The organism is Cellulomonas cellasea (assembly GCF_006538745.1).
In the GTDB taxonomy this organism is placed as follows: Bacteria; Actinomycetota; Actinomycetes; order Actinomycetales; family Cellulomonadaceae; genus Cellulomonas_A; species Cellulomonas_A cellasea.
Genome location: NZ_BJLR01000035.1, coordinates 121,489 through 144,641 on the forward strand (window position 1 = coordinate 121,489; position 23,153 = coordinate 144,641).

The following is a 23,153-nucleotide window of genomic DNA, read 5'->3' on the forward strand; positions in this document are numbered from 1 at the left end:
TTCGTGTTTCATGTCTTAGCACTTGATGGCGGAGGGGCGAAGGCCCTCTTCACCGCCCATGTCCTTGCCCGCGTCGAAGAGGACCTGAGCGTCGATATCGCATCGAACTTCGACCTAATCTGTGGCACGTCAGCAGGTGGCATTGTGGCGCTCTGCTTGGGCAAGGGCGTCGGCCCAAGCACAGTCGTTGAGGACTTCTCAAGGCTGGTCGGAACGGTGTTTCCGGCTCGCAGGCGGAGCGTGCGTCTCGGCCTTGGCGCAGTACGACCGATGTATAGCGGAGCGTCGCTCCGGTCCGCCCTCGCAGACGTCCTTGGAAGCACGACGATGTCTGAGAGCCGGGTGAGGCTCGCGATTGCAGCGTGGGACACACTCTCGAGCCGCCCTCAGGTCTACAAGACGCCGCATCACGCCGACATACGGCGAGATGGCAGGCTCTCCATGGTGGACGTCGCGCTGGCCACCTCGTCCGCCCCCGCCTACTTCCCAGCTGCTGCGGTGGATTCTCAGCACATGATCGATGGAGGTGTTTGGGCCAACAATCCCTCTCTGATCGGAGTGGCCGAGGCGGTCGGCGTGCTGGGCGTCCCGCTTGACGAGGTCAAGGTTTTGAATATCGGTACCACGGAGGCTAGCTACGACCATTCGCGGAGTTTGTCTTCAGGGGGTTGGGTGCAATGGTCGACGAGAGCGACCGGTCTGATCCTTCGTGCTGGTAGCAAGGGCGGCCAGGGCGTAGCGCGCTATCTCCTCGGCAGCGAGCGTTACCATCGATTTGACGCTCGCGTGCCAGCGGGCCGATTCAAGCTCGACCACGTGGGCTCGTCCGAAATCAACGCCATCGCCAGCTTCGCCAGTCGTCACGTTGTTCCGACATACGAGCGCGAGTTCGCAGATCACGTCGCCCCATCCTGGACGTAAGGGCACGTCTTCGGAAGGCCAGCACATCGAGGGGTCGGTCCGCGGCTTGGGGCGACGCACGGGACGGGCAGCCGAGGACGGCGCGTCAGCGCCGCCCGCAGGCGCCGCGCCGGCGGAGCCGGCGCCTTGATCCTCGAGAGGTCAACTCGGCAGCCGCGCAACAGGGCGTGCGTCTCCTCGGGCTCGGACTTCCCTGAGTGCGTCCGGCCTCAGCGGCGGCCAGCGCGCTCGGTCCCGGCAGGCGGCTGGATGCACTCGTTCATCGGCGCGATGGGCGGATGACGCGTAAGCGGACGGGTAGTCCACTGCGTCGGTGCCGCGCCATCGCCATGTCGCCGCCGAGTGGTACGTGTTCGGGCTGGCCGCCGCAGCTGAGGACACATAGGCATCCGGACGACCCCGCCGGCATCGTGACGGGTCTACTTCCGGATCATCGATCCGTGGGTTTCCCGCGCCGCACAACATCGGCGCTACCTTCGGGCTGATATGCGCTGGCGTGCCATTGTGCTAAGAAGGCTCATGGCCCAGGTGGTGCTCGTGCATGGCATAGCGCAGGAACAGATTGGCGCCGACCGCCTGGAGGGTGAGTGGACCACTGACCTCGCGAGCGGCGTCCGAGCCACACGTCGGCCGGGCGCGCACGAGGTTGCAGATCGACTCGTGCGGTCATGGCGGCATGGTGATGGCGGCGCCCTGACCGTCAGGATGGCGTTCTACGGCGACCTGTTCCTCGATGAGACGGCCCAGGGGCCTAACGCCTCGCTCCGGGGCCTGAGTACCGAACAGATCGCCGTCGCCGAGGCCCTGGCGACGGAATGGTTGGCGCGCGCCGCCTCGCGGAGCGGACATCCCGATCGAGACCGCGCGGCGATGGAGCTCCGCTCACTCGAGGCAGCTCCCGGGGACCAAGGGCTGCACCATCGGACTGCAGCATCGGCGATACGTGCCGCATCGCGGGTTCCGTGGCTGGCGTACCTCGGGATGGGGGTTGCACAGTCGTGCGTGAACCACAGCCTGAGGCAACTCACGGCGTATCTGACGGATCCGATCCTCCGCGTCCGTGCGCAGGACCGGATTCACGAGTGGGTGGGCAACGAGACCGAGGTCATCGTGAGCCACTCCCTCGGGACGATCGTAGCCTTCGAGTACCTGCACGCTCATCCGGAGGTCAAGCTCCGCCTCCTCCTCACTCTGGGAAGCCCTCTCTCGCTCCGCTCCATCGTCTACGAGCGCCTGACCCGCCGGACGTATCCCGACAACGTCGCGCTGTGGGTCAACCTCGCGGATCGGAATGACCTGGTCGCCGCCGACCCCGACCTGCTCCCTGGCTTCGGAGAGGGAGCCGATGGTCGGCTTCGGTCGACCCTGACGGTGGACAACGGGGCCAAGCCGCACGAGGCTCGCTTCTATCTGACCAAGGCGCAGACAGCGTCTCCCTTGCTCGATATTCTCGAAACCACCGACTTCCGCGGCAGGTAGCTCGTGTCGGCCCGACATGCGCTTGTCATCGGCTCGTCCTGCGACGGACTGCCCGCGAACCCGCTGAAGTTTGTGACGTCCGATGCCCAAGCGCTGTTTCAGGCTCTAACCGACCCAACGAAAGGGGGATGCGAGCACGACAAGAGCGTGCTGTTGCTGAATCCACCGCTTGCCGAATTGAGCAGCCAGATCAAGCGAAGCGTGCACCATGCCGGCCGGGCCGGCGCAAGCCTAGTGCTCAGCTTCCTGGGTCACGGCGTGAGCGTCGGAACAGATCTGACCGGAAGACGCCTTTACCTTTTGCCGCGCGATGGCAGCCCTACGCCTGACACCGACAGCGGCTACGAGATCGGTCGCCGGCTTACCGAGATCCTTATGACGGAGGACGCCTATGGGCTCGACGGACTCCTGCTGATCCTCGATGTGTGCCACGCCGGCGTCGGCATATTGAACTGCGCGCAGGACGCAGCAGCAGCAGCAGCCCAGGCCGATGTACGGGTTGAGATGCTGGCGGCCGTCTTCGATCAGGTCGCGCGCCAAGGCTGCATGACTAAGACCATCACGCGGGCCATACGGCATGGTCTGCCTGCGCTCTCTTCGGACTTCATCACCACCTTCGAAGCCGTCGACACCGTCGCTGAAGCGTGCTTGAATGAAGAGGAGCCGCTCCGGTTCGCGATGGCGCGTGGAAGGCGGATCTCGAACGACCCGAGTCTGTGGATTGCTCGCAACACGGCCTCGGCGCACAACTGGTCGCTGGCTGGCACCCACGCGGGGGGCCTCGCCGTGGAGTTGACTCGTGCGTACCAGGCAACCGCAACGCTTAGACAGACGGTAGCGTCCGTAGAACAACACCCCGTCACCCTCGTCGAGGGTTCCGCCGGGGCCGGTAAGTCCACGATCATCGCCGCGCTCGCTCGCCCGGAGTCAGCACCCAAGTTAATACCTACGGCGTACCTGGCGGCAACGGCCTTCTGCGAACTCGTGTCCTCGCTCGGTGAGCTCGCGCAACAGCTGCATAACCAACTGCTTCGACTGGAGGTGTTTCGGGACGCTGCCAGTGACTACGCCGCCGGGTTCACCTTCCAACGGGAATTGCTCATCCAATCGCCGCTGCAGCGGCTCGTCTTGGGTCCGCTGACGAAGGTCCGGCTCGACGAGGCAGATCCAATCCGGATCGCCATCGATGCCATCGACCGGTTGCCGCCCTCCGCGGAGCGTGAGCTCGTTCGGGCAGTTCGCGAGTGCACTGAGGAGCGGCCCGCCGAGTGGCAGGTGCGCTTTATCATGTCCGGTCGTCCCACGATGCTGGCAAGTGATGCTCGGGGACCCGACACCGCCTTACACACCGTGAGCCTCAGCCCTCCCACTGCACCGGAGATTGACCGGTTCCTCACCGCGACGGGCCGCTCAGCGGTTGCCCTCGACCTCATCGCCGATAGCGCACAGTCATGGCTGGACGTGATCGTGCTTCAGGAGGCGATGGCCGACGTAGCGCCGGACGACCTTGCGCGCGCCGGCCACATCTCCGATCTCTACGAGGCTGTGCTGGGGCCGGCGATTCGTGACCCTCAGACCAGTGCGGTCCTCACGGTACTCGCCACGACGGGTTCCGGCCCGGTCCTGCCGATTGGAGTGCTCGCTGGAGTCTGCGAGCAGATCAGCGGCTCGAGCGAGGGTGCGCAGATTGGCAACGCCCTCGCACAGCTGGGCCGGTGGGTCGTACGCTCGAAGCCGGGAACCCCCGAGGAGCACTTGGGACTGTGCCACGAGTCTCTAGTCGCATGGATGCGGGCGAGGGTCAACCTGGAGGGCGGGGGCAACGCGGCTCACGACGAGGTGTTGCGGTATCTCGAGCAGGCGTCCGATGACGCAGCAGCGAGCTACCGAGCTCGATATGAGGTCGAGCACATCTGGCTGCTGGCCAAGTACTCCGACGCCCTTGAGCTGATTCTGCAGCAACGCACGTCTCGTCCAGTCGACAACATCGCGCGACTGGGCGCCTGGATGGATCGCTTCACTTCCGAGCTCGGGCCAGACCACCCGACGATCGTCCAGTTGAAGCTGGAGATCGCTTGGTGGACCGGTCGATCCGGTGCGCTATCGGAGGCAAAAGCACTGTGCGAGTCGGCGATCGACCAGTGCGTTCCCTCACTCGGCGCTCATCATGTCGACACTCTTCGAGCCAGACTGCTGCTCGCGGAGTACCTCGGGCGGACCGGGGCCGTCGACGCGGCGCTGGCCATCTCCGCGGACGTCCGCCGCGCTTCCGCCCAGCACCTCGGTCCGGAAAGCGAACTGTCGATGGAAGCGGCAACCGAGGTCGCCAAGTGGACTGGCGCGACCGGGGACTGGGTGACTGCATTGGAGTTGAACCGGGCACTACTCAAAGAGCAGAAACGCGTCCTCGCCCAGGGTCATAGGATCACTCACAAGACCCATGGACAATACGCGCACGCGCTCGGGTACGCCCATCGCGGGAAGGCGGGGGCAGCACGCGCCGCCAGTGAGTATGAAGCGCTCGAACAGCAACAGGTACGATCAGCTGCCGACGAGGTGGACGTGCTCTTCACTCGGCTGCACCGGCTGCGATGGACCGGCAAAGCGGGTGACAGCGGAGGCGCCGTGAAGTTGGCGTTCCAACTGATCCCAGAATTGAGCGACGCACTCGGGCCTGATGATCCAAGCACGCTGACAGCGTGGAGCATCTTCGCGCAACACAAAGCCAAAACCGGCCACCTCGCCGAGGCGATCCAAGCCTACGACTACCTGATCCCCAGAGAACGGCGGGTACTCGAGCCCGACTCCCCGCAGGCGCTCTACAGCAGGATTAACCGCGCCACGACGCTGGCTCGAACCGGTGCCGTGGCTGACGCCCTGAAAGACATGGAAAGGACCACCGCGGAGTACGTGGCGCATCTCGGCCCCGATCAACGGGACGTCTTATGGGCACGCAGTAACGTCGCCTACTGGACTGCTCGAGCGCAAGACACAAGCAGGGCACTGGACCTCTACGACGAGGTGATCGCCGACCAGGCGCGGGTGCTCGGAGCGCAACACGAATCTGTGGTAAACAACGAACGCGTACGGGAACGACTGCGGTCCACCGGCACCGTTCAGTCGGCCGGCGCCGTGCAGCGTCTCCACACGGCCCTGCCCACGTCAGATCCGTTGGGACCGACCGCCCGACTCCTGGGTTCGCAGGAGGTCAAGAGTCGAGTGGTGCGCTACGAGGACTTCACGGACGAACAGGCGCGACACGCCACAGTGGCTGCACTCGTGGACTTCGGCGCTTTCGTCGAAGTTGGCTCGTTCACAGGGTTAGTCCACATTTCGGAGATTTCGTGGCTCACTCTGTCTCATCCGTCCGAGGCTTTGAAGATCGGCCAACTCGTGACGGTGGTGGTAATAAGACGTGACCCTATCAAGCGCCATGTCGAATTCTCCATCAAGCGGGCGCAGGCCGATCCGCTGCTCGCGTTCCACGAGCGTTCTCCTATTGGCTCTGCGCTGCTCGGAACCGTGACCTCGGTGTCGCACCTCGGTGCCGACGTGCAACTCCCGGGCGGCGTGCAGGGCTCGGTGCGGGCCTCCCAAGACGTCGCCGCCCATGGAGAGCTTAGGTTCGGCAGGCGCGTCGAGGTCGTCGTCCGTGATGTCGACATCGACCGGCGGCGAATCCACCTCACGTTGGTCCGTGCACTCGACGACGACCCCGTGGCGCCATGATCGACACCTCGAGTCCCGTGTGGTCCGGATCGATGTCGGGCAGTGCACAGCGGGCTTGTGGAGCCGGCCCACCCTTGATCGGTGCGGCCGACGCGCGCACGGACCAAGGCATGTCTCCGCGTAGCGGTCGTGTCTCGCCGCAAGCGCCGGACGGCGACGGCTGTGCCAGCCGTCGCCGTCCGCGCCGCCCGCACCCTGCTTCCCGTGGCCGGTGATCGGCGCGGTCGCACGGAGGAGATGTTCCTCATAGCGGAGCAATGTGGTGTCGGCTCGGGCGGGGTCAAGAGTGGCCGCAGGCCATCACGCAGTGACGCCTCTGGGCGCTCTTGACGCCGCCCGAGCAAGCGCCAGATCGTGACCGCGGGGAGGAGCAGCGCCGGTGGCTAGGGTTGGGCGATGGCTCGCCCATTACTTCCCTTCGCCGTTCACTTGGCTCAGGAGCACGTCGCACCGCTTGGCCTCCGTTGGACGCATGTGAAGACGGTCGGCGCGCGCTGCGCGAAGCTCTGCGTTGACCACGGCCTCCCTGAGGAGCTGGCAGTCGCGGCCTGGCTTCACGACATCGGCTACGACCCCCATCTGGCCCGGACCGGCTTTCACGCTCTCGACGGCGCGCGTTTCCTTCGCGAGCTGGGCTCAGACGACCTCGTCGTATCGCTGGTGGGATATCACTCTGGCGCAGCGTTCGAAGCCGAAGAGCGAGGCCTGTCAGCCGAACTCGCGACGCTGCGGCCGCCGCCCGAGGAGCTCCTTGACGTGCTGACCTTGGTGGACATGACGACGAGCCCTCGGGGCCGCGTCGTGTCGGTTGATGATCGTCTGTCGGAGATCGCTGGACGCTACGAGCCGTCAGATCCGGTGTCGCTCGCCATCGCAAGGTCTGCGAAGTCACTGCGAGAGGCATCGGCGCGTGCTGCAGCCCACTTCGGGTTAGCCGATGTAGGGAGTGTCCCGCTCGTCTAGCGCGTGCTCGATGCGAAGGCGCATCGACGGATGCAGCTCGAGGTGGCTGATCGCCTCCTCGCCGACCCACTCAACGGCCTTACTTTCGCTGCTTATGGCCGGCTCTCCCCCGAGGAGGCGCGCTCGGAAGGCGATCGAGAACTGCTGGCGGACCTCGCCGTCGTCGTACGCCATGACGTGCCGAGGGTCTGTGTAGAGGCCGGTGACTCGCTCAACGGCGACGTCGTAGCCGGTCTCCTCCTTGACCTCGCGGACCACGGTGTCGGCGATGGACTCCCCGATCTCGTGTCCCCCACCTGGGAGTGCCCACAGGTCGTTGTCTGTCTTGTGGATGAGCAGCACCCTGCCCTCATCGTCCGTCACGATCGCCACGACGGAGGGCACGACGCTGTTGGCCTTGGGCGCGTTCGGGTCGTCGATGTAGTCGATGCGAGCCACCCCTCGAGCCTAGGCGGCCGCGTCCTTCTGCACGAGGGTGGCCGCGTCCCAGACACGCTCGAACGCACCCATGAAGTGAGGGAAGAGCCGACCGCCAAGGACCCGGTGCAGGTGGAGCACAGGCGAGTGGTTCGCGGGTGCGCCGTAGGCGTGGGTGTTCGCGAACAAGTCCTCGTCGAAGCGGAAGGTCGAAGAGTAGAGAGTCGTGTCGTGCATGCGTGCCTCAATGCCTTGTACTCCGAGACACGGCCTGAGGTACTTCCAGGTCAGGGAGCATCGGGCAGAGAGTGAGTCGCCGATGTCCTCCTCCTCTCCGCGGATCCGGACAGCGCGACCGGCGGGGTCGCCGAAGAGGAGTCGGACCCGAACTCCCTGACGCGCCTTCCTCAGCAAGACGTCGTCGAAGTCGGCGATGGTGTCGTGGAAGAAGCTGGCCGCGAAGGCCAGGAGGTCGATCGACTCGGTGGCCCCCTCGAGCAAGGACTGCCAAGTGCCCGCGGGGACACTTCCGCGGTTGGGGTGCATGGCAACGAACTCCGCCTGGCTGGCCGACTGTGCGCGCGCCTCCGAGACAGCGGCCGGCCACAGGAACGCCTCATCGCGGCCGAGCGCCGCACACAGCGCTTGGCGGTTCGTCCGGTGCGGCACACGGTCCGTCGAGATCCAGCGCTCGATCGTCTTCGGATCGACTTCGATCCGCTCGCTCAGCGCTGCCAGCGTCATCCCCGACCCAGAGATCGCTGAACGCAGCCTCTCGTTAGCCATACCGCAAGCGTGGCAGATGGGGACGTTTTGTCAATGCAGAGACGTCCTGAAACGTCCCTTCGGGCGGTGATGCCGTCCCTACCGGTGGGGATCTCCTGGAGACGAGCCACTTCCGGCTCGCCACGAGAAGGGGATCACCATGGCACTCGCTCGGCGGTTCAAGGTCCCGCACCACGACGTCTTCCCGTTCGGGGCGTACCTCGTGTCCGAGGTGACGCCCGTGTACGACTTCGAGAAGTCGACGCGGGAGGTGAAGGTGCAGGACCACGACAAGGAGACCGGCCTGCCGCTGTGGCAGGTGGACGTTCTAGATGCCGATCCGGAGGCGGCCCGGAAGTCGAAGACGGTGACGATCAAGATGGCGGCGAAGGTGCAGCCGGTGCCGCCGCCGAACGACGGCTCGTCGCCGTTCACGGCCGTGGTGTTCGAGGGCCTGACGGCGACGCCGTGGGTGGACTCCACGCGGTGCACCGCCCCGGAGCCTGGGAAGTCCCACCGGTGTCGGGCGCAGTCGGCGTGGTCGTTCCGCGCCGAGGGCATCGCCCCGAGCAAGCGAACCGGCAGCACCGCCTCGGCGAGGAACGCGGCGTGACGCCATGAGCTTCGTGCTGCTCGTCCTCCTGGTGGTCGGTCCCGCGGTCGCGGCGCTGCTGTGCCGGTGGTTGTGGCGCCGCGGTGTGCGCGTGCTCGGCTGGCTGGTGCGCCGTCCGACCCTGCTCGTCGTCCTGGCGGCGGTGCTGTGGCTGACGTGGCAGACGCCCGACCGCGGGCCGGCGTTCGGCGTCGCCATCGCACTCGGAGTGATCGGTGTGCTGGTCGCTCTGCGGGTGCTGTTCCCGTCGTGGTTCGCCGCTGGTGTCCAGTCGCGGATGGCTGGGTGGTGGCGTGAGGTGCGGGTGTACCGGGGTGCGTGGCAGTCGGCGATGGTTACGACGGGGCTGGCGCTCCGCGAGGGTCGCGAGCTGCAACTGCCTCGCCTGATCGCGGTGCGCACCCGCGGTGGGATCGACCTCGTGCGGGTGCGGATGCTCCCGGGTCAGGTCCTGGAGGACTGGGCGCAGTGCGCACCGCGGCTGGCGCAGACCTTCGGAACCCAGGAGTGCCGGGTGCGGACCGTCGTGCGGCGCAAGCACGACCTCGACCTGTGGTTCCTCGTCACCGATCCTCTGGCCGTCGACGTGCCGCCGTTCGATGTCGACACGACGGACACGACGGCGCTGCCGGTGGGTGTACGAGAGGACGGGCAACGCTACGACCTGAGCCTGCTGGGGACCCACGTGCTGGTCGTCGGCGCGACCGGGGCAGGTAAGGGATCGGTCCTGTGGTCGATCGTCGCAGCGCTCGGACCGGCGCTGCGTGACCGCACAGCCCAGGTATGGGCCCTCGACCCCAAGGGCGGCATGGAGCTCGGCGGTGGCCGGCTGCTGTTCGAGCGCTTCGTCTACGGCGATCCCGAGGACGAGGCGGTGTACGAGCTGGACTTCGCGCGGACTCTCGAGGACGCGGTGGAGGTGATGCGACGGCGCCAGTCGCAGCTGCGCGGCCTCGCCCGGCTGCACACGCCATCCCCCGACGAGCCGCTGATCGTCATCCTCGTCGACGAGCTCGCGAGCCTGACGGCCTACGTCACCGATCGCGAGGCCAAGCGCCGCATCGGGTCCGCGCTCGCGCTGCTGCTGTCCCAGGGCAGGGCCGTCGGGATCAGCGTCGTGGCGGCCGTGCAGGACCCACGCAAGGAGGTCGTGACGGTGCGCGACCTCTTCCCGACGCGCATCGCCCTGCGCCTCTCGGAGGCCGAGCAGGTCTCGCTGGTTCTCGGTGCGGGAGCCCGGGACCGCGGTGCCCGGTGCGACGACGTCCCCGAGTCCCTACCGGGCATCGGGTACGTGGGGATCGATGGCGTCGCGGAGCCGGTCCGCGTCCGGTTCTCGCACATCACCGACGCCGACATCACCGGACTGGTGGCTCGCTTCCGGACGGCCGCCCCGGCGGTGCCCGCCATCGAGGAAAGTGCGGCGTGACATGCCTGCGGACCGCCCCGACACGCGGTGGATGATCGACGCAGCGTGCGGCCGGCGCCTGGACCTTCCCTGGCTGGCGGACTCCACGAAGGTTGCTCCGGACGACGCGCTCACGATGCGTGAGGTCTGCGGGCACTGCCCCGTCTTCGGCCACTGCCGGGACTTCGCTGACCGCGTGGGCGCCTCGGGCGGCTTCTGGGCAGGGACGTCCTACGACGCGCGCACGCGCGCCCATCCCGGGTTAGGGGACGTGGCATGAGAAGCAGCGGGATCGACGACGACGTGATCCGTGAGCTCGCGATCGAGCAGGCCGTGTGTGTGCGCCCGGTGATGCGCCGGGTCACCGACCGCGCGACGGGTGAGGTGACGACCGTGCCGATCCGGTGCGGGGCCACCCGTGACTCCGTGTGCCCGAGCTGCGCCGCGAAGGCTCGCCGGCTGCGGATGACCCAGTGCGCGGAGGGCTGGCACACCGACGCCGAACCAGCCGGGCCGGAAGACGAGGGCGCCGAGGAGCCGGCCGTCGCATCGTTCGACGACGAGAGTGCCGAGACTGAGCCCGACGAGCCGCGCCAAACACGGTCGACCCGGCGCCGCGCCGACGCCCCGGACCTGCCGACGAGGCCGACCGACCCGCGCACGATCGGACGGGTTTTCACGACGCCAGACGGCAAGACCTACCGGCCCTCGATGTTCATCACGCTGACCCTGCCGTCCTACGGCAAGGTCCGCCCGCACCTGGGCGTCCCCATGGACCCCGCCCGGTACGACTACCGCCGGGCGGCGCTCGACGCCCTGCACTTCCCCAAGCTGCTCGACCGGTGGGTACAGAACCTGCGCCGCTGCGCCGGCTACCAGTGCCAGTACTTCGGCGCCGTCGAAGCCCAACGGCGCCTCGCCCCGCACTTCCACGCCGCCATCCGCGGCGCGATCCCCCGGGCGACAGTCCGCGAGGTGACCCGCGCGACGTACCTGCAGCTCTGGTGGCCGCCCATGGCCGACCCCGTCTACGTCCGCCGCGTTCCGATCTGGGCCGACGAGCACTACCGCGACCCCGACACCGGCCACCCGCTGCCCACGTGGGACGAGGCGATCGCTGCCCTCGACGACGACCCGGACGCGCGCCCGGCGCACGTGATACGCCTCGGGCAGCAGGTCGACATCAAGGGCATCCTCGGCGGCACTCCGGACGCCGACCGCACCGTGCGCTACCTGACCAAGTACCTGACGAAGGCGGTCGCGGAGACCTACGCCGACAAGGACGGGGACGACGCGGCCTACGAGGCGCACATCAACCGCCTGCACGAGCACGTGCGCTGGCTACCGTGCTCGAGGGAGTGCGCCAACTGGCTCCGGTTCGGGGTGCAGCCCCACGACGCCGGCCCTGGCCTCGCCCCTGGGCACTGCGCGTCGAAAGCACACGACCGCGACCACCTCGGCGTCGGCGGGCGACGCGTCCTGGTGTCCCGCCGCTGGTCCGGCAAGACCCTCACCGAGCACAAGGCCGACCGCGCCGCGGTGGTCCGAGCTGCACTGGAGGCCGCGGGCATCGAGCCGCCTGCGGCGAACCGGATGGCCGCCGAGACGCTGCACGAGGACGGCCGCCCGCGGTTCGTCTGGGACGACGTCCCTCTGTCGCAATACGACTACGGCCGCGTCGTCATGGCCACGGTCATCGAGGCGCGGCGATGGCGGGCGCAGTACGACCGCGCCAAGGAGCTGCTGGCGGGCACCGATCCGCCTGTGGACAACAGTTCGGCAACCGCGCTTATGCGGGCCAGCAGCATGCGACCCGCTGTGACCGAAGGGATCTGACGATGAGCGCAGGAACGAAGTCCGCCGCGGTCCGGACGGAGCTGCCGGTGATGCTGACGAGCTCCGAGGTGGCCCGGGTCCTGCAGGTGTCGCCCTCGACGCTCTGCCGCTGGCGGCAGACCGGGCAGGGGCCGCGGGTCACGTGGCTGACGCCGAACTGCCCGCGGTACGCCAAGGACGATGTCGACGCGTGGCTGACGAGGATGGCGGCATGAGCGTCGTGAAGCTCCCGAACGGCCGGTGGCGAGCCAAGCTCAAGAGCGGTCGGGTCGACGTCGCGAGCAAGGCCTTCGACACCCGGCGCGAGGCAGTGGCGTGGCTGGCGCGGGAGCGGGCGGCGCTGGCCGGTGGGGTGGACCCGCGAGCCGGTCGGGAGCGCGTGCGGGCGCTGGTCATCCGCTGGCTGCAGATCCGTCGGACGACGGTCGCCGGCAAGACGTACCGCTCGGACCAGGACCTGCTGCGGCTGATGCCGACGAGCATGCTGGCGCTGCAGGCGTCCGCCGTGTCGGGGCGCGAGGTCGCCCGCTCCTTCGAGGCGCTGCTGGCCTCGGGGCTCGCGGAGGGCTCAGTGCGGCGCTACCGGGCGAGCCTGTCGTCGTTCTTCGGGTGGTGCGTGCGCGAGAAGATGATCGCCACCAATCCGGTGACGGGCGTACCGGTCCCCCGCCAGTCGCACGTCGTCGACGAGCTGGACCCGTTCACGGAGCCGATGCTCGAGGACGCGCACGCCGCGTGGTCGGAGGCGTCCCCGCAGCTCGCGGACATCCTGCTCGTGCTGGCCTGGACCGGGCTGCGGTGGGGCGAGGCCCGCGCGATGCGCGTCGAGGACGTGATGCAGGTGCCGACGCCCGGGCTGATGGTCCGGCGATCCCAGCCGGAGGGGCAGGCGCTCAAGGCGACGAAGGGTCGAGCCTCGCGCCGGGTGCCGTTGGCGAACCGCGTCCTGCCGATCGTGCTCGGGCTGGCGGCCGGCAAGGCGTCGAGCGATCTGCTGCTCACCACAGCGAGCGGAGCGCAGCTGCATCGCACGGCCGTCGTGCGGTCGGTGAAGTGGGCCGAGACCAGTCGCGGGCGGCGAGTTCACGACCTCCGCCACACTGCCGCGTGCCTGTGGCTGGCGCGCGGTGTCGACCCCGGGACGGTGCAGGCGTGGATGGGTCACGAGTCGATCGCGACGACGAACCGGTACCTGCACTTCATGGGAACCGGGGCGGATCTGGCCGGTCTGGAGAGGCTGAATATCGACCCGGGGGGCACCAGGGGGGCACGTCAGGAGACGTCAGGGGGGTGGGAACGATGAAACCCCGCCGGACTGTCAGCGTTTCCGCTGGTCCGACGGGGTTCCGTCATGGTGGAGCTGAGGGGATTCGAACCCCTGACCTTCTCATTGCGAACGAGACGCGCTACCAACTGCGCCACAGCCCCTCAAGCGGGCTCAACCTTAGCCCAGGACCCCCCCGGACGTGAAATCGAGACCACGGCGCGCCGCCCCTCGGCTCAGCACCGGCCGACCCGGGCGAGCCCGACGATCACTCCCCCGCGGCCCGTCGGCGCGCGAGGATCTCGTCGAGGTTCATTGACCCGGTCGTCGCGGGGGGCGCCTCGAGCGGCGCCCGCTCGTCCGCACGCGCGCCCGGCCGGGACTCGGCGGCGGGCACCTCGACGCGCCCATTACCCACGGACTCGGCGGCCACGGCCGTCGACCCCTCGACCTCCCCGAGCGGCGCCGGCTCGCGGCGCGGGGCCGCGGCCTTGGTCGTGTACGTCGGGCGCGGCACGGGCACGGGCGACCACGGCTCGCCGTCGGCCCCCTCGGCAGCCGCGTCGGCCGTGACGGTCGGCTGCGCGCCGGTCTCGGTCTTCTTCACCACCGGGATCGCACCCGTCGCCGGGCGGCCCGCGGAGGACATCGGCGCACGCGCCGCCGTCGTGCCCTCGACGTCGTCGACGATCCGCGAGAACACCTCGGTGTGCGCGTCGGACGGGTGCACCGCACGCCCCTTGACGCCCGAACCCCTGCCCGCAGGCGCGGTCGACGGACCCGCGGCACCCCGCGCCGGCGCAGCAGCCGGCGGGTTCCGCACGAGCGGCACCGCCCCGGTCACGGGCGGCGCCTCGTGGCGGCGCTGCTCCCACTCGGCGTCGGCGGCACGCCCCGCGAGCACGGCGCGCCGGCCGAGCACGAGCACGCCCGTGAGCAGCACCGACGGCACGATGCCGGCGACGACCGTCACGGCGGTCAGGCCGACGACGGTCCACCCGGCGGCGGTCGCGACGAGCAGCGCGAGCGCGAGCACCGCGCGACGACGGGCCGCGGCACCGCGGCGGGCGACGGCGGCGGCGTGCGCGGCACGACGCTGGGCGGCCCGCCGTGCGGCGTCCGCGCTGATCCTGTCCTGCGTCCCGTGCGGTCGATCCACGGCCGTGCCTCCGCCTCTGCCGGCTGTCAGGAGCGGGACACCCCGGCTGGGGGTGAGGAGCCCGGCTCGCTTCTCCGTCGTCGGGCCGCAGTCGGCGCCCGCTCCTGCCCGGGCCGCCGCCTCCGCGTCCCGCCGCGCTTCCCGGCCTCGTGGGCCGGTGACGGCGAGCACGCGCAGCGCCCCGGAGAAGCGGTCATCCGCCCGCGACTCGAGCAGCTGTTGCCGGTACCGCAGCTTGTGCGGCACCAGGTACGCAATCCACAGGGTGGTCATCGCGAGGACGACCACGCCGGTGGGTTCCAAGTTCACGTCACGACGGTAGGCGCAGCGGCACCCGGCTCTCGGGACGCGCCTGCGGCGTGTCGGCCTTGACCTCCACGCCGATGTCCCTTCTGTCCCGTAGTGCGTCCCCCAGGTGCCGACCCCCGGCCCGCGTGGTACGGCGATCCCGGCCGGGCGTCAGCCGCGTGCGCGCCACCGGGCGAGCAGGCCGTCGGGCACGTCCTCGACCGTGAGGGCGAACGTCCGGTGGTCGCACCAGGCGCTGCCGATGTGCAGGTACTTCTCGCGCAGCCCCTCGTCGCGGAACCCCAGCTTCTCGACGACGCGCAGCGACGGCGCGTTCTCGGGCCGGATGTTGACCTCGACGCGGTGCAGCCCGACGGGCCCGAAGCAGTGGTCCGTCGCGAGCGCCACCGCCGTCGGCATGATGCCGCGGCCGGCCACGTCGCGGGACACCCAGTACCCGATCGCCGCCGAGCACAGCGAGCCGTAGGTGATGCTCGAGACGGTGAGCTGCCCGACGAGCCGGTCCTGGTAGTCGATCGCGAACGGCAGCGCCGAGCCGGTGCGCGCCTGCCGGTTGAGCGCGCGCACGAACTCCCCGAACGTCGGCCGCGGACCGAGCACCGGGACGGGCGACGTCGCGTCCCACGGCTCGAGCCACGTCGCGTTCGCCGCGCGCAGCGCCATCCACGCACCCTGGTCGCGGCGCCGCAGCGGGCGCAGTCGCACGTCGCCGTCGGCCAGGACGACGGGCCAGCCTGCCGCCATCAGCCCTCCAGCACCAGGCAGTGCACGCGCTGGCCGGGGCGGACCGCGAGGTCCTGCTCGCCGACGACAGCGAGCGCGTTGGCCCGGGCCAGCGCCGCGACGGACACCACGGACGGGTCGCCGACGGGGCTCACCTGGTACCCCTCGTCGGGCGAGCCGACGACGACCGCGGGCACGAACTGGCGCATCCCCGCGGGCGACGTCCACCCGGTGGTGGCGGTCGCGGTGACCGACGGGCGGAACAGCTCCGGGTGGCCGGCCATCGCGCGCAGCGCGGGGCGCACGAACACCTCGAACGACACCTGGGCGGCGACGGGGTGGCCCTGGAGCGCGAAGAGCGGCACCGCGCCGTCGCCCCCGAGCCCGCCGCCGACCGTCCCGAAGCCGTGCCGGTGCCCCGGCGTCATCGCGACGTTGTCGAACCGGACCGTGCCGAGCGGCGCGAGCACGTCCTTGACGGTGTCGCGCGCGTACTCGCTGAGCCCGCCGGTCGTGACCATGAGGTCGGCGCGCACGAGCTGGTCCTCGAGGGCCTCGCGCAGCGCGACCCGCTCGTCGCCGATGATGCCGACGCGCCGCGCGGCCGCGCCGGTGTCGCGCACCGCGGCCTCGAGCCAGTGCCCGTTCGCCTCGTAGACCGACCCGTCGCGCGGCGGGGAGCCGGGCTCGACGAGCTCGTCGCCGATCGAGACGAGGACGACCCGCGGCGTCGGGTGCACGCGCAGGCGGCCCCGCCCGAGCGCTGCGGCGACCGCGAGCTGGCGGGCTCCGAGCCGGGTGCCGGCCCCGATCAGGACGTCGCCGGACCGCACGTCGGAGCCGACCTCGCGGATGTGCTGGCCGGAGCGTGCGATGCGCTGGAACGACACGCGCGCCGTGCCGTGGTCGGTCTCCTCGACGGGGACGACGGCGTCGGCGCCGGTCGGCAGCGGTGCACCCGAGGCCACCCGGACCGCCTGACCGGGCGCGAGGCGCAGCGGCGCGGTGGCGCCCGCGAGGACGTCGTGCGCGACGGGCATGCTCTGCACCGCTCCGCCGGCGTCCAGCGCGAGCACGGTGTCCTGCGCCGCGACCGCGTACCCGTCTCGCTCCGCGAGGCGCAGCGCCGGGACGTCGACGGACGCCACGACGTCGGCGGCGAGGATGCACCCGACCGCGTCGGCGAGCACGACGTCGAGCGGGGCGACCGGGCCCACGGCGGCGAGCACCGCCGCCAGGTGGTCCTGGACGGATCTCATGCCCGCATTGTGCCGTGCCCGTCGCCGCCCGGGGCTGCGGCGGGTCGTGTCCACGCCGTGTCGGACGCCGGTTCAGGGGGACGTCACAGGATCTCCACCCTCGCGATCCCCCCAGGGAGTGCAAACGTTTGCCACACTGGTCCCCATGCGCAGCGCTGCTCAGCCTTATCCGCACGCCTCTGACGGCACGGAGATCGAGGACCTGAAGGACGCCCTGCGCCGTTCGATCCGCCAGGCGCGCACCACCCGCTCCCCCCGACGACGCACCGAGGCCGGGCTCGCTCTCGCCGACGTCGTCGAGTCCGTCCCGGAGATCGCCGACGCACGCTGCGTGTCGGTCTACGCGTCGCGTCCTGGCGAGCCGGACACCGGCCCCCTGCTCGAGCGCCTCGCCGCGCGCGGGGTGCGCGTGCTCCTCCCCGTCCTCGGCACCGGCCTGCAGCGCGACTGGGCCGAGTACGCCGGCGCCGACGACCTGCGCCAGCGCGCCCCCGGCCGCCCGCCCGAGCCCGGCACCCCGACCCTCGGGGCCGAGGCCATCGCCGACGCCGAGGTCGTGATCGCCCCCGCGCTCGCCGTCGACACCCGCGGGACCCGGCTCGGTCAGGGCGGCGGCTGGTACGACCGCGCGCTGCTGCACGCCCGCCCCGGGGTCCGCGTCGTCGCGCTCGTGTTCCCCGAGGAGCTCTACGACGCCGACGTCCGCCCGCTGCCCCGCGAGGCGCACGACCGGACGGTCGACGCCGTCGCGACGCCCGAGCGCTGGCAGTGCCTGCGCACCGAGGACACGGCCCGCACCACGCCGCTGCACACCGTCGACTGACCGGCGGCGCCCGGGTACCCGGCGACGGGCCCGCGGTCAGCGACCGGGTTCGAGCTCCAGGACGTCGCTCGCAGCCTCGTCGATCGCGTCCGCGCTGAACGGCCACGGGAACAGCCGGCCCTCGGCCCACGGGGTGAGCTGGTCGGCGTAGTGCACGGACCCCGGGTGCCCGGACGCGCCGGTCATCGTGACCCACGCGGACGAGTCGAGGTCCGCGAGGTCGACGACCATCCGCATCGCCGGCGCGGCCGTCACGCCGAACGACCCGCTGCCGGCGTCCCACGCGGTCGCGTTCACGAGCGCCGCGCCGCCACCGACCTCGCGCGGCGTCGGGTTGACGAGCCGGCGCACCGGCGCGGGCAGCGCGGGCGAGCCGAGGACGTCGTGCTCGGGGGCCGCGGTGTGGACCTTGCCCCAGCGCCAGTCGGACGGGTCCTTGCCGAGGTCGGCCGTGAGCTCGCGGCGTGCGGCGACGAGCGCGCGGGTCAGGATCTCGTCGCGCCCCTCGACGACGCCCACGGTGCTGCGGTCGTCCCACCAGGACCCGTCGGGCGTCTCGAGCAGGCGGCGGACCACCTCGAGCCAGCGCGCGCCGCCCGTCGGCTCGTAGCCCTCGGGCAGGTCGTCCCAGAACGTGAGCTCGAGCAGGTTGGACCACACCGACGCGAAGTACGCGGCCGCCGCGGAGTCCGCGTCCGAGCGCATGTCCCACGTGCGCAGCAGGTCCTGGCCGTCGTCGTCGAACGAGTCGGGCACGTCGACCGCGAGGAGCGCCGGCAGCAGGACGCGCGCGTACGGGTTGTCGACGTCGGCCTGCAGCGAGCGGGTCGTCGCGACGTCGATCTGCTCACCGGAGCGGATCTGCTCCTCGAGGACCGAGCGGATGCGCTGCGCGCGGAAGCCGTAGTCCCAGTCGGACGTGAGGTAGGGCCCGGCGCCCGCGGGGGTGACCGCCTGGTTCGCGGCCACGACGAACCCCTCCGCGGGGTCCTGGACCGCGGGCATCTGCTCGGCGGGGACCCAGCCCTGCCAGTCGTACGCGCTGTCCCAGCCGGGCCGCGGCCACGAGCCGTCGGACGGCAGGACGGAGTCGACGACGTCCGCGCGCACCGGGATCCGGCCGGGCGCCTGGTAGCCGATGTGCCCGTCCGTCGTCGCGTACACGATGTTCTGCGACGGCACCTCGAACATCGCGGCCGCGGCGGCGACGTCGTCGGCGTCGGACGCCTGCGCGAGCGCGAACACCGCGTCCGCCGTGCGGCCCGGGGTCAGCGCGGCCCACCCGAGCGCGACCTCGTAGCGTCCGTACGGCGACCCCTCGGGCACCGGGACGTCGCCGAGCGCGTCGATGTCGAGGACGTCCGAGACGATCGGGCCGTGCTTCGTCGACCGCACCGTGATCTCGACGTCGTCGCCGCCGTTGACCTTGATGACCTCGCGCCGCGTGCTCAGCGGGACGCGCTCGCCGTCGAGCAGGGCCGTCCCGTCCGACACGCGCTCGAGGAAGAAGTCCGTGACGTCCGCGCCGAGGTTCGTCAGCCCCCACGCGAGCGCGCCGTTGTGCCCGATCACGACGCCCGGCAGGCCCGCGAACGAGAACCCGGACACGTCGTACGGGCACTCCACCGACCGCTCGCGGCAGTGCAGCCCGATCTGGGTCCAGATGCCCGGCGCGGAGATCCCGAGGTGCGGGTCGTTCGCGAGGACCGGGAGGCCCGAGACGGTGTGGGTGCCGGAGACGACCCACGAGTTGGAGCCGATGCCGTCGCCCTCGCCGAGCAGGTTCGGGACCGACGAGAGCGCCCGCTCGGCGGACGCGAGGGCTTCCTGCAGGTGCGACGACGACAGGTCGACCGTCGTGGCCTGCTGGGCGGCCGCGGTCGGCTGCACGCTCGACGCCTGCAGGATCGGCAGGTTCACTTCCTGCGGGTACGCCGGGAACAGCTCGTCGACGCGCGCGACGTCGCCGATCGTCTCGAACGCCATGCCGCGCGCGAGCTCGTCGGCGTAGTTGGCCTTGAGGTCCCACGCCATGGCCTTGAGCCACGCGAGCGAGTCGACCGGCGTCCACGGCTCGGGGTCCGCGAGGTCGAGGCGCACGTCGAGGATGCTGTACTCGACGGCGAGCGCCGACCGGTCGCGCTGGTCGAGGTACGCGTTCACCCCGTCGGCGTAGGCCTGCAGGTTCTCGCGGGTCTCGGGCTGGAGCAGCTCCCACTCCTGCTCGGCGACGCGGCGCCACCCGAGCGTGCGGATCACGGCGTCGGCCTCGAGCGCGTCCGGGTTCTCGCCGACGAGCTCCGAGAGCCGCCCCGCGGTCACGTGCCGGCGGTAGTCCATCTCGAAGAAGCGGTCCTGCGCGTGCACGTAGCCCTGCGCGCGGAACAGGTCGCCCGAGGTGTCGGCCTCGATGAACGGCACGCCGCGCTCGTCCCGGCTCACGGTCACGCCCGCGCCGAGGCCCGGGACCTCGACGCGCCCGGCGACCTGCGGCAGCGGCTCGCGCACGACGAGGACGGTCCCGACGGCGGTCGCCGCGAGAGCGAGCACGAGGATCGCCGCCGCGGCGGCGAGGGACAGTCGAACGGCACGACGACGAGGCACGCAGCGAGACTAGTGCGTGACGCGGGGCGGCACCGGGTGCACCTCGTGCCTCGCACGGGGGCGGGCGGCCGGGCGCGTCGCGGGCTTGCGTCCCCCGGTAGACTTGGCACTCGAAGTTGGAGAGTGCCAGGAAGTCGGACGACCAGGCCGACGTCGCGCGCTCCTCGTGAGCGCCCGGCGTCCCCGGCCGGCGTCCCGCCCGAACCAGGAGACACCAGTGCCCACCTACTCGTACGCGTGCACCGCCTGCGGGCACGCCTTCGACATCCAGCAGTCGTTCAGCGACGAGTCCCTGACGGTGTGCCCCGAGTGCGAAGGACGCCTGCGCAAGGTGTTCTCGGCCGTGGGCGTCGTGTTCAAGGGCTCGGGGTTCTACCGCAACGACTCGCGGACGTCGGGCAAGAGCACGTCGTCGTCGGGCTCGTCGTCCTCCTCGGGCTCGTCCTCGTCGTCGTCGAACGGCGGGTCCCCCTCGGGCTCGTCGGGCTCGTCGGAGGGGTCCTCGTCCACGCCGGCGCCCGCGAAGCCCGCGGCGTCGAGCGGGTCGCCCTCGGGGTCCTCCGCGCCGGCTGCCGCCGCGAGCTGACCCACGGGCACGGGGTGCGGTGCGTCGCGTCGCGCACCCCCAGCCCGGCGCGCAGGACCGCGACGCGGTCGCCCGACCGGTGCGCGCCGACCGTCGGGGCACGTCGACCTAGCGTCGCGGCGTGCCCTCTCTCCGCGCCGCGGCGCCGCCCCGTGACCGTCCCCCGCACCGTGGCGCGCGCCCGGTGCTGCGACCGGCACCCCGGCCGCTCGTGCGCGTCCGGCTGTGGCTGTGGCGTGCGCGCGTCCCCGTCGCCGCGCTGCTCGTGGGGTGTGCGTGCGCGGCCGTCGTGAGCGCCGTGCGGCCGATCCCGCCCCCGACGTCGCCCGTGCTGGTGCTGGACCGCGCCCTCGCCGCCGGTGAGCGCCTGACGCCCGACGACGTCCGCACCGTGCGACTGCCGGTCGACCTGGTCCCCGAGGGGAGCCTGCGCGCGGCCGAGGAGCTCCCCGAGGAGACGCTCGCCGTGCCCGCGACGCCGGGCCTGCCGGTCGTGCCGAGCCTGTTCACCCAGGCCTCGGTGCACGGACCGCCCGGGACCGTCGTCGCCCCGGTCCGGTTCGCCGACCCCGGCGTCGCCGCGATGCTCACCCCGGGCGTCGTCGTGGACGTGCTGGCGGGCGGTGACGACCTCGGCGGGACGCTCGGCGCGGGGCGGGTCGTTGCGCGGGGTGCCCTGGTGCTCGCCGGCCTCGGCGACGCGGACGCCGGCGGCTCGGGGGTCGCGGACTCGCTCGGCGGCGGGCTGCTCGGAGGCGGCGGCGGAGGTGCCGAACCGTCCCCGCTCGTGCTGCTCGCGGTGACGCCCGAGGAGTCCGTGGCCCTGACCGGTTCGTCCGGACTCAGCGCGGTCTTCGTGGAATGATCGGCGGCGCGTGCGACCGGCCGTGCGCGCTACCCAGGAAGAGGAGCCCCCGTGACGAGCCTGTTCAACGGCTTCAAGGACTTCATCTCACGCGGCAACGCGATCGACCTCGCGGTCGGCGTCATCATCGGTGCGGCGTTCGGCGGGGTGGTCAACGCCCTCCAGAACGGCATCATCAGCCCGCTCATCGGCATCATCTTCGGCAAGCCGAGCCTCGCGGAGCTCTGGCGGATCACCACGCCCCGCGGCACGATCGACATCGGCCTCGTGCTGGACGCGATCCTGCAGTTCCTCATCACCGCGGCCGCGATCTACTTCTTCATCGTCGTCCCGCTGAACAAGCTCGCCGAGCGCCGCAAGAAGGGCCTCGAGGCCGAGCCGACCGCCCCGGCGGAGGACATCCTCCTGCTCCAGCAGATCCGCGACCTGCTCGCCGGACAGCAGTCCGCATCGCTGCGCAACGACACCGGCCCGTCGCTCCCCCCGACGACGCCGCGCAGCTGACCACCCGTTCGCGCACCACGACGGCCGCGGCCGACCTCCGGGTCGCCGCGGCCGTCGTGCGTCCGGGGCGAGGTGACGGTGAGGCGGCTACCAGTGGGGCGGGACGTCGCGGAGCAGGCGGTCGTCGTTGCCGTCGTCGGCGCGCTCGCCCCAGCCGGCGTCCGAGTCGTCGGCGCTGCGCGTCGGGATGAGCGGCGCGTCCCGGACCGGGCGGACGGGCGCGCGCGGCGCGTCGCCGACCGGGCGCGCGGGCGAGGGCGGGGCGTCGTCGCGCGGGACGTCACGGGGCTGCTCGGCGTTCACCACCCCATCGTCCCACCGCGGCACCGGACCGCCGGCCCGCCGCCGCCGGCTCAGGACGTCGCGCGCCGCACCGCCCCGGCGATGACCGCGTCGACCCGCGAGCTGCGGCGCGTGATGCCGAGCGCCTCGCGCACGGCGGCCGCGAGCTCCTCGCGACCGCGCTCGACGCCGTCCGACACGAGCCAGGTGACGACCTCGTCGAGCTGGTCGTCGCTGTAGGCGTTGATCGGCAGGCCCGGCCGGATCGCCGGACGCGGTCGTGCGGGCACGGCGAGCGTCGGCTGCTCGACGCGGGGCGTCGCGCCCGTCGCGGGTCGGTCGGCGGCCGCCCTGCGGCCGGTGGTCGACGTCGGCGCGATGTCCGGGCGGTCGGTCCCGTCGCCGACCGCCGGCGCACCGACGGCCGGGCCGGAACCGGGCGCGGGCACCTGCGGCACGCTGCCTGTCCCGGGCGGTGCGACGCGACGGAGGCTGCCGGTGCTGACCCGCTCGACGTGCCGGGTGCCCGCCGGCGCCTCACCGACGCGCGGGATCATGCCGGTCGAGCGGCGCTCCACCTGCGGCAGCGCACCGGTCCCGGGCGCCTGCGCGCGCGGGACCGCGCCGGTCGCCGCCGGCTCGCG

Annotated in this window: 21 protein-coding genes, 1 tRNA gene and 1 pseudogene; 14 read left to right on the forward strand and 9 right to left on the reverse strand. The window is 71.2% G+C overall.

Features of this window, described 5'->3' with window-relative positions; genetic code table 11:
• Window positions 1-3 precede the first annotated feature (3 nt).
• The 4 genes from CCE01nite_RS18380 to CCE01nite_RS18395 all read left to right on the forward strand — a co-directional run bounded on the left by CCE01nite_RS18380 (window position 4) and on the right by CCE01nite_RS18395 (window position 7,092).
• Window positions 4-921, forward strand: coding sequence for a CBASS cGAMP-activated phospholipase (locus CCE01nite_RS18380; RefSeq protein ID WP_034627226.1), 918 nt, complete (start codon window positions 4-6; stop codon window positions 919-921).
• A gap of 519 nt (window positions 922-1,440) precedes the next feature.
• On the forward strand, window positions 1,441-2,400 hold the full coding sequence (locus tag CCE01nite_RS18385) for a hypothetical protein (protein WP_034627220.1): 960 nt from the start codon (window positions 1,441-1,443) through the stop codon (window positions 2,398-2,400).
• Window positions 2,401-2,547: 147 nt separating this feature from the next.
• Window positions 2,548-6,129, forward strand: a complete 3,582-nt coding sequence (locus CCE01nite_RS18390) for a S1 RNA-binding domain-containing protein (RefSeq protein ID WP_034627216.1) — start codon at window positions 2,548-2,550, stop codon at window positions 6,127-6,129.
• A 396-nt stretch (window positions 6,130-6,525) separates the two neighbouring features.
• Window positions 6,526-7,092 (forward strand): HD domain-containing protein, encoded by a 567-nt coding sequence (locus CCE01nite_RS18395; protein WP_084142544.1) that lies wholly within the window; start codon window positions 6,526-6,528, stop codon window positions 7,090-7,092.
• On the opposite strand, the gene CCE01nite_RS18400 is transcribed toward CCE01nite_RS18395, so the two are convergent.
• Complete coding sequence (locus CCE01nite_RS18400; protein WP_034627213.1) at window positions 7,060-7,530, reverse strand: NUDIX hydrolase; 471 nt, start codon at window positions 7,528-7,530, stop codon at window positions 7,060-7,062. The two genes, CCE01nite_RS18395 and CCE01nite_RS18400, sit on opposite strands and share 33 nt — an antisense overlap.
• 9 nt (window positions 7,531-7,539) lie before the next feature.
• The gene (locus CCE01nite_RS18405; protein ID WP_034627210.1) at window positions 7,540-8,295 is read right to left on the reverse strand and encodes an XRE family transcriptional regulator; all 756 of its coding nucleotides are present in this window, start codon (window positions 8,293-8,295) and stop codon (window positions 7,540-7,542) included.
• Between the two features lie 139 nt (window positions 8,296-8,434).
• Between CCE01nite_RS18405 and CCE01nite_RS18410 the strand changes: the two genes are divergently transcribed.
• From CCE01nite_RS18410 to CCE01nite_RS18435, 6 genes are read left to right on the forward strand one after another with little or no spacing between them, the layout of a single operon-like run.
• A complete protein-coding gene (locus tag CCE01nite_RS18410) occupies window positions 8,435-8,887 on the forward strand; it encodes a hypothetical protein (RefSeq protein WP_034627206.1) in 453 nt (150 codons plus the stop codon).
• A gap of 4 nt (window positions 8,888-8,891) precedes the next feature.
• The gene (locus tag CCE01nite_RS18415) at window positions 8,892-10,316 is read left to right on the forward strand and encodes an FtsK/SpoIIIE domain-containing protein (protein WP_052103791.1); all 1,425 of its coding nucleotides are present in this window, start codon (window positions 8,892-8,894) and stop codon (window positions 10,314-10,316) included.
• 31 nt (window positions 10,317-10,347) lie between these two features.
• The gene (locus CCE01nite_RS22610) at window positions 10,348-10,575 is read left to right on the forward strand and encodes a WhiB family transcriptional regulator (RefSeq protein ID WP_169743991.1); all 228 of its coding nucleotides are present in this window, start codon (window positions 10,348-10,350) and stop codon (window positions 10,573-10,575) included.
• Window positions 10,572-12,131, forward strand: a complete 1,560-nt coding sequence (locus CCE01nite_RS18425) for a replication initiator (protein ID WP_052103790.1) — start codon at window positions 10,572-10,574, stop codon at window positions 12,129-12,131. Before CCE01nite_RS22610 ends, CCE01nite_RS18425 begins: the two co-directional genes overlap by 4 nt.
• Window positions 12,132-12,133: 2 nt before the next feature.
• Window positions 12,134-12,346 (forward strand): helix-turn-helix transcriptional regulator, encoded by a 213-nt coding sequence (locus tag CCE01nite_RS18430; RefSeq protein WP_034627199.1) that lies wholly within the window; start codon window positions 12,134-12,136, stop codon window positions 12,344-12,346.
• Window positions 12,274-13,434, forward strand: a complete 1,161-nt coding sequence (locus CCE01nite_RS18435; RefSeq protein ID WP_246056710.1) for a tyrosine-type recombinase/integrase — start codon at window positions 12,274-12,276, stop codon at window positions 13,432-13,434. The genes CCE01nite_RS18430 and CCE01nite_RS18435 overlap by 73 nt, the downstream gene beginning before the upstream one ends.
• A 49-nt stretch (window positions 13,435-13,483) precedes the next feature.
• Here the strand turns inward: CCE01nite_RS18435 and CCE01nite_RS18440 are convergent.
• The 4 genes from CCE01nite_RS18440 to CCE01nite_RS18455 all read right to left on the reverse strand — a co-directional run bounded on the left by CCE01nite_RS18440 (window position 13,484) and on the right by CCE01nite_RS18455 (window position 16,845).
• Window positions 13,484-13,559: transfer RNA gene (locus CCE01nite_RS18440), tRNA-Ala, on the reverse strand.
• Window positions 13,560-13,663: 104 nt separating this feature from the next.
• Window positions 13,664-14,554: a hypothetical protein gene (locus CCE01nite_RS18445; RefSeq protein WP_246056711.1), complete on the reverse strand. Its 891-nt coding sequence runs from the start codon at window positions 14,552-14,554 to the stop codon at window positions 13,664-13,666.
• A gap of 459 nt (window positions 14,555-15,013) precedes the next feature.
• Complete coding sequence (locus tag CCE01nite_RS18450) at window positions 15,014-15,607, reverse strand: GNAT family N-acetyltransferase (RefSeq protein ID WP_034635356.1); 594 nt, start codon at window positions 15,605-15,607, stop codon at window positions 15,014-15,016.
• Entirely contained in the window at window positions 15,607-16,845 is a 1,239-nt protein-coding gene (locus tag CCE01nite_RS18455; protein WP_034635357.1) for a molybdopterin molybdotransferase MoeA, read from the reverse strand. Before CCE01nite_RS18455 ends, CCE01nite_RS18450 begins: the two co-directional genes overlap by 1 nt.
• A 145-nt stretch (window positions 16,846-16,990) precedes the next feature.
• Between CCE01nite_RS18455 and CCE01nite_RS18460 the strand changes: the two genes are divergently transcribed.
• Window positions 16,991-17,668, forward strand: coding sequence for a 5-formyltetrahydrofolate cyclo-ligase (locus CCE01nite_RS18460; protein ID WP_034635359.1), 678 nt, complete (start codon window positions 16,991-16,993; stop codon window positions 17,666-17,668).
• Window positions 17,669-17,704: 36 nt separating this feature from the next.
• Here CCE01nite_RS18460 and CCE01nite_RS18465 read toward each other — a convergent pair whose 3' ends face one another.
• On the reverse strand, window positions 17,705-20,272 hold the full coding sequence (locus tag CCE01nite_RS18465; RefSeq protein ID WP_034635361.1) for a penicillin acylase family protein: 2,568 nt from the start codon (window positions 20,270-20,272) through the stop codon (window positions 17,705-17,707).
• 217 nt (window positions 20,273-20,489) lie between these two features.
• Between CCE01nite_RS18465 and CCE01nite_RS22615 the strand changes: the two genes are divergently transcribed.
• The 3 genes from CCE01nite_RS22615 (at window position 20,490) to mscL (ending at window position 22,227) form a co-directional block, all read left to right on the forward strand.
• The gene (locus tag CCE01nite_RS22615; protein ID WP_084142996.1) at window positions 20,490-20,858 is read left to right on the forward strand and encodes an FmdB family zinc ribbon protein; all 369 of its coding nucleotides are present in this window, start codon (window positions 20,490-20,492) and stop codon (window positions 20,856-20,858) included.
• 121 nt (window positions 20,859-20,979) lie between these two features.
• Entirely contained in the window at window positions 20,980-21,723 is a 744-nt protein-coding gene (locus tag CCE01nite_RS18475) for an SAF domain-containing protein (RefSeq protein WP_141372793.1), read from the forward strand.
• A gap of 51 nt (window positions 21,724-21,774) precedes the next feature.
• Window positions 21,775-22,227: a large conductance mechanosensitive channel protein MscL gene (gene mscL, locus CCE01nite_RS18480; protein WP_052104514.1), complete on the forward strand. Its 453-nt coding sequence runs from the start codon at window positions 21,775-21,777 to the stop codon at window positions 22,225-22,227.
• Window positions 22,228-22,314: 87 nt separating this feature from the next.
• Here the strand turns inward: mscL and CCE01nite_RS18485 are convergent, their stop codons facing one another.
• Both CCE01nite_RS18485 and CCE01nite_RS21480 read right to left on the reverse strand, forming a co-directional pair.
• Window positions 22,315-22,530 (reverse strand): hypothetical protein, encoded by a 216-nt coding sequence (locus CCE01nite_RS18485; RefSeq protein ID WP_034635366.1) that lies wholly within the window; start codon window positions 22,528-22,530, stop codon window positions 22,315-22,317.
• A 50-nt stretch (window positions 22,531-22,580) separates the two neighbouring features.
• Window positions 22,581-23,153: pseudogene (locus CCE01nite_RS21480) on the reverse strand (hypothetical protein); the annotation flags it as partial.

Coding starts and splice junctions, on each gene's coding strand:
- CCE01nite_RS18405 (WP_034627210.1), bottom strand. CDS start 8,295: ATGGCTAACGAGAGGCTGCGTTCAGCGATCTCTGGGTCGGGGATGACG.
- CCE01nite_RS18455 (WP_034635357.1), bottom strand. CDS start 16,845: ATGAGATCCGTCCAGGACCACCTGGCGGCGGTGCTCGCCGCCGTGGGC.
- CCE01nite_RS18410 (WP_034627206.1), top strand. CDS start 8,435: ATGGCACTCGCTCGGCGGTTCAAGGTCCCGCACCACGACGTCTTCCCG.
- CCE01nite_RS18425 (WP_052103790.1), top strand. CDS start 10,572: ATGAGAAGCAGCGGGATCGACGACGACGTGATCCGTGAGCTCGCGATC.
- CCE01nite_RS18385 (WP_034627220.1), top strand. CDS start 1,441: ATGGCCCAGGTGGTGCTCGTGCATGGCATAGCGCAGGAACAGATTGGC.
- CCE01nite_RS18395 (WP_084142544.1), top strand. CDS start 6,526: ATGGCTCGCCCATTACTTCCCTTCGCCGTTCACTTGGCTCAGGAGCAC.
- CCE01nite_RS18430 (WP_034627199.1), top strand. CDS start 12,134: ATGAGCGCAGGAACGAAGTCCGCCGCGGTCCGGACGGAGCTGCCGGTG.
- CCE01nite_RS18450 (WP_034635356.1), bottom strand. CDS start 15,607: ATGGCGGCAGGCTGGCCCGTCGTCCTGGCCGACGGCGACGTGCGACTG.
- CCE01nite_RS18415 (WP_052103791.1), top strand. CDS start 8,892: ATGAGCTTCGTGCTGCTCGTCCTCCTGGTGGTCGGTCCCGCGGTCGCG.
- CCE01nite_RS18460 (WP_034635359.1), top strand. CDS start 16,991: ATGCGCAGCGCTGCTCAGCCTTATCCGCACGCCTCTGACGGCACGGAG.
- CCE01nite_RS22610 (WP_169743991.1), top strand. CDS start 10,348: ATGATCGACGCAGCGTGCGGCCGGCGCCTGGACCTTCCCTGGCTGGCG.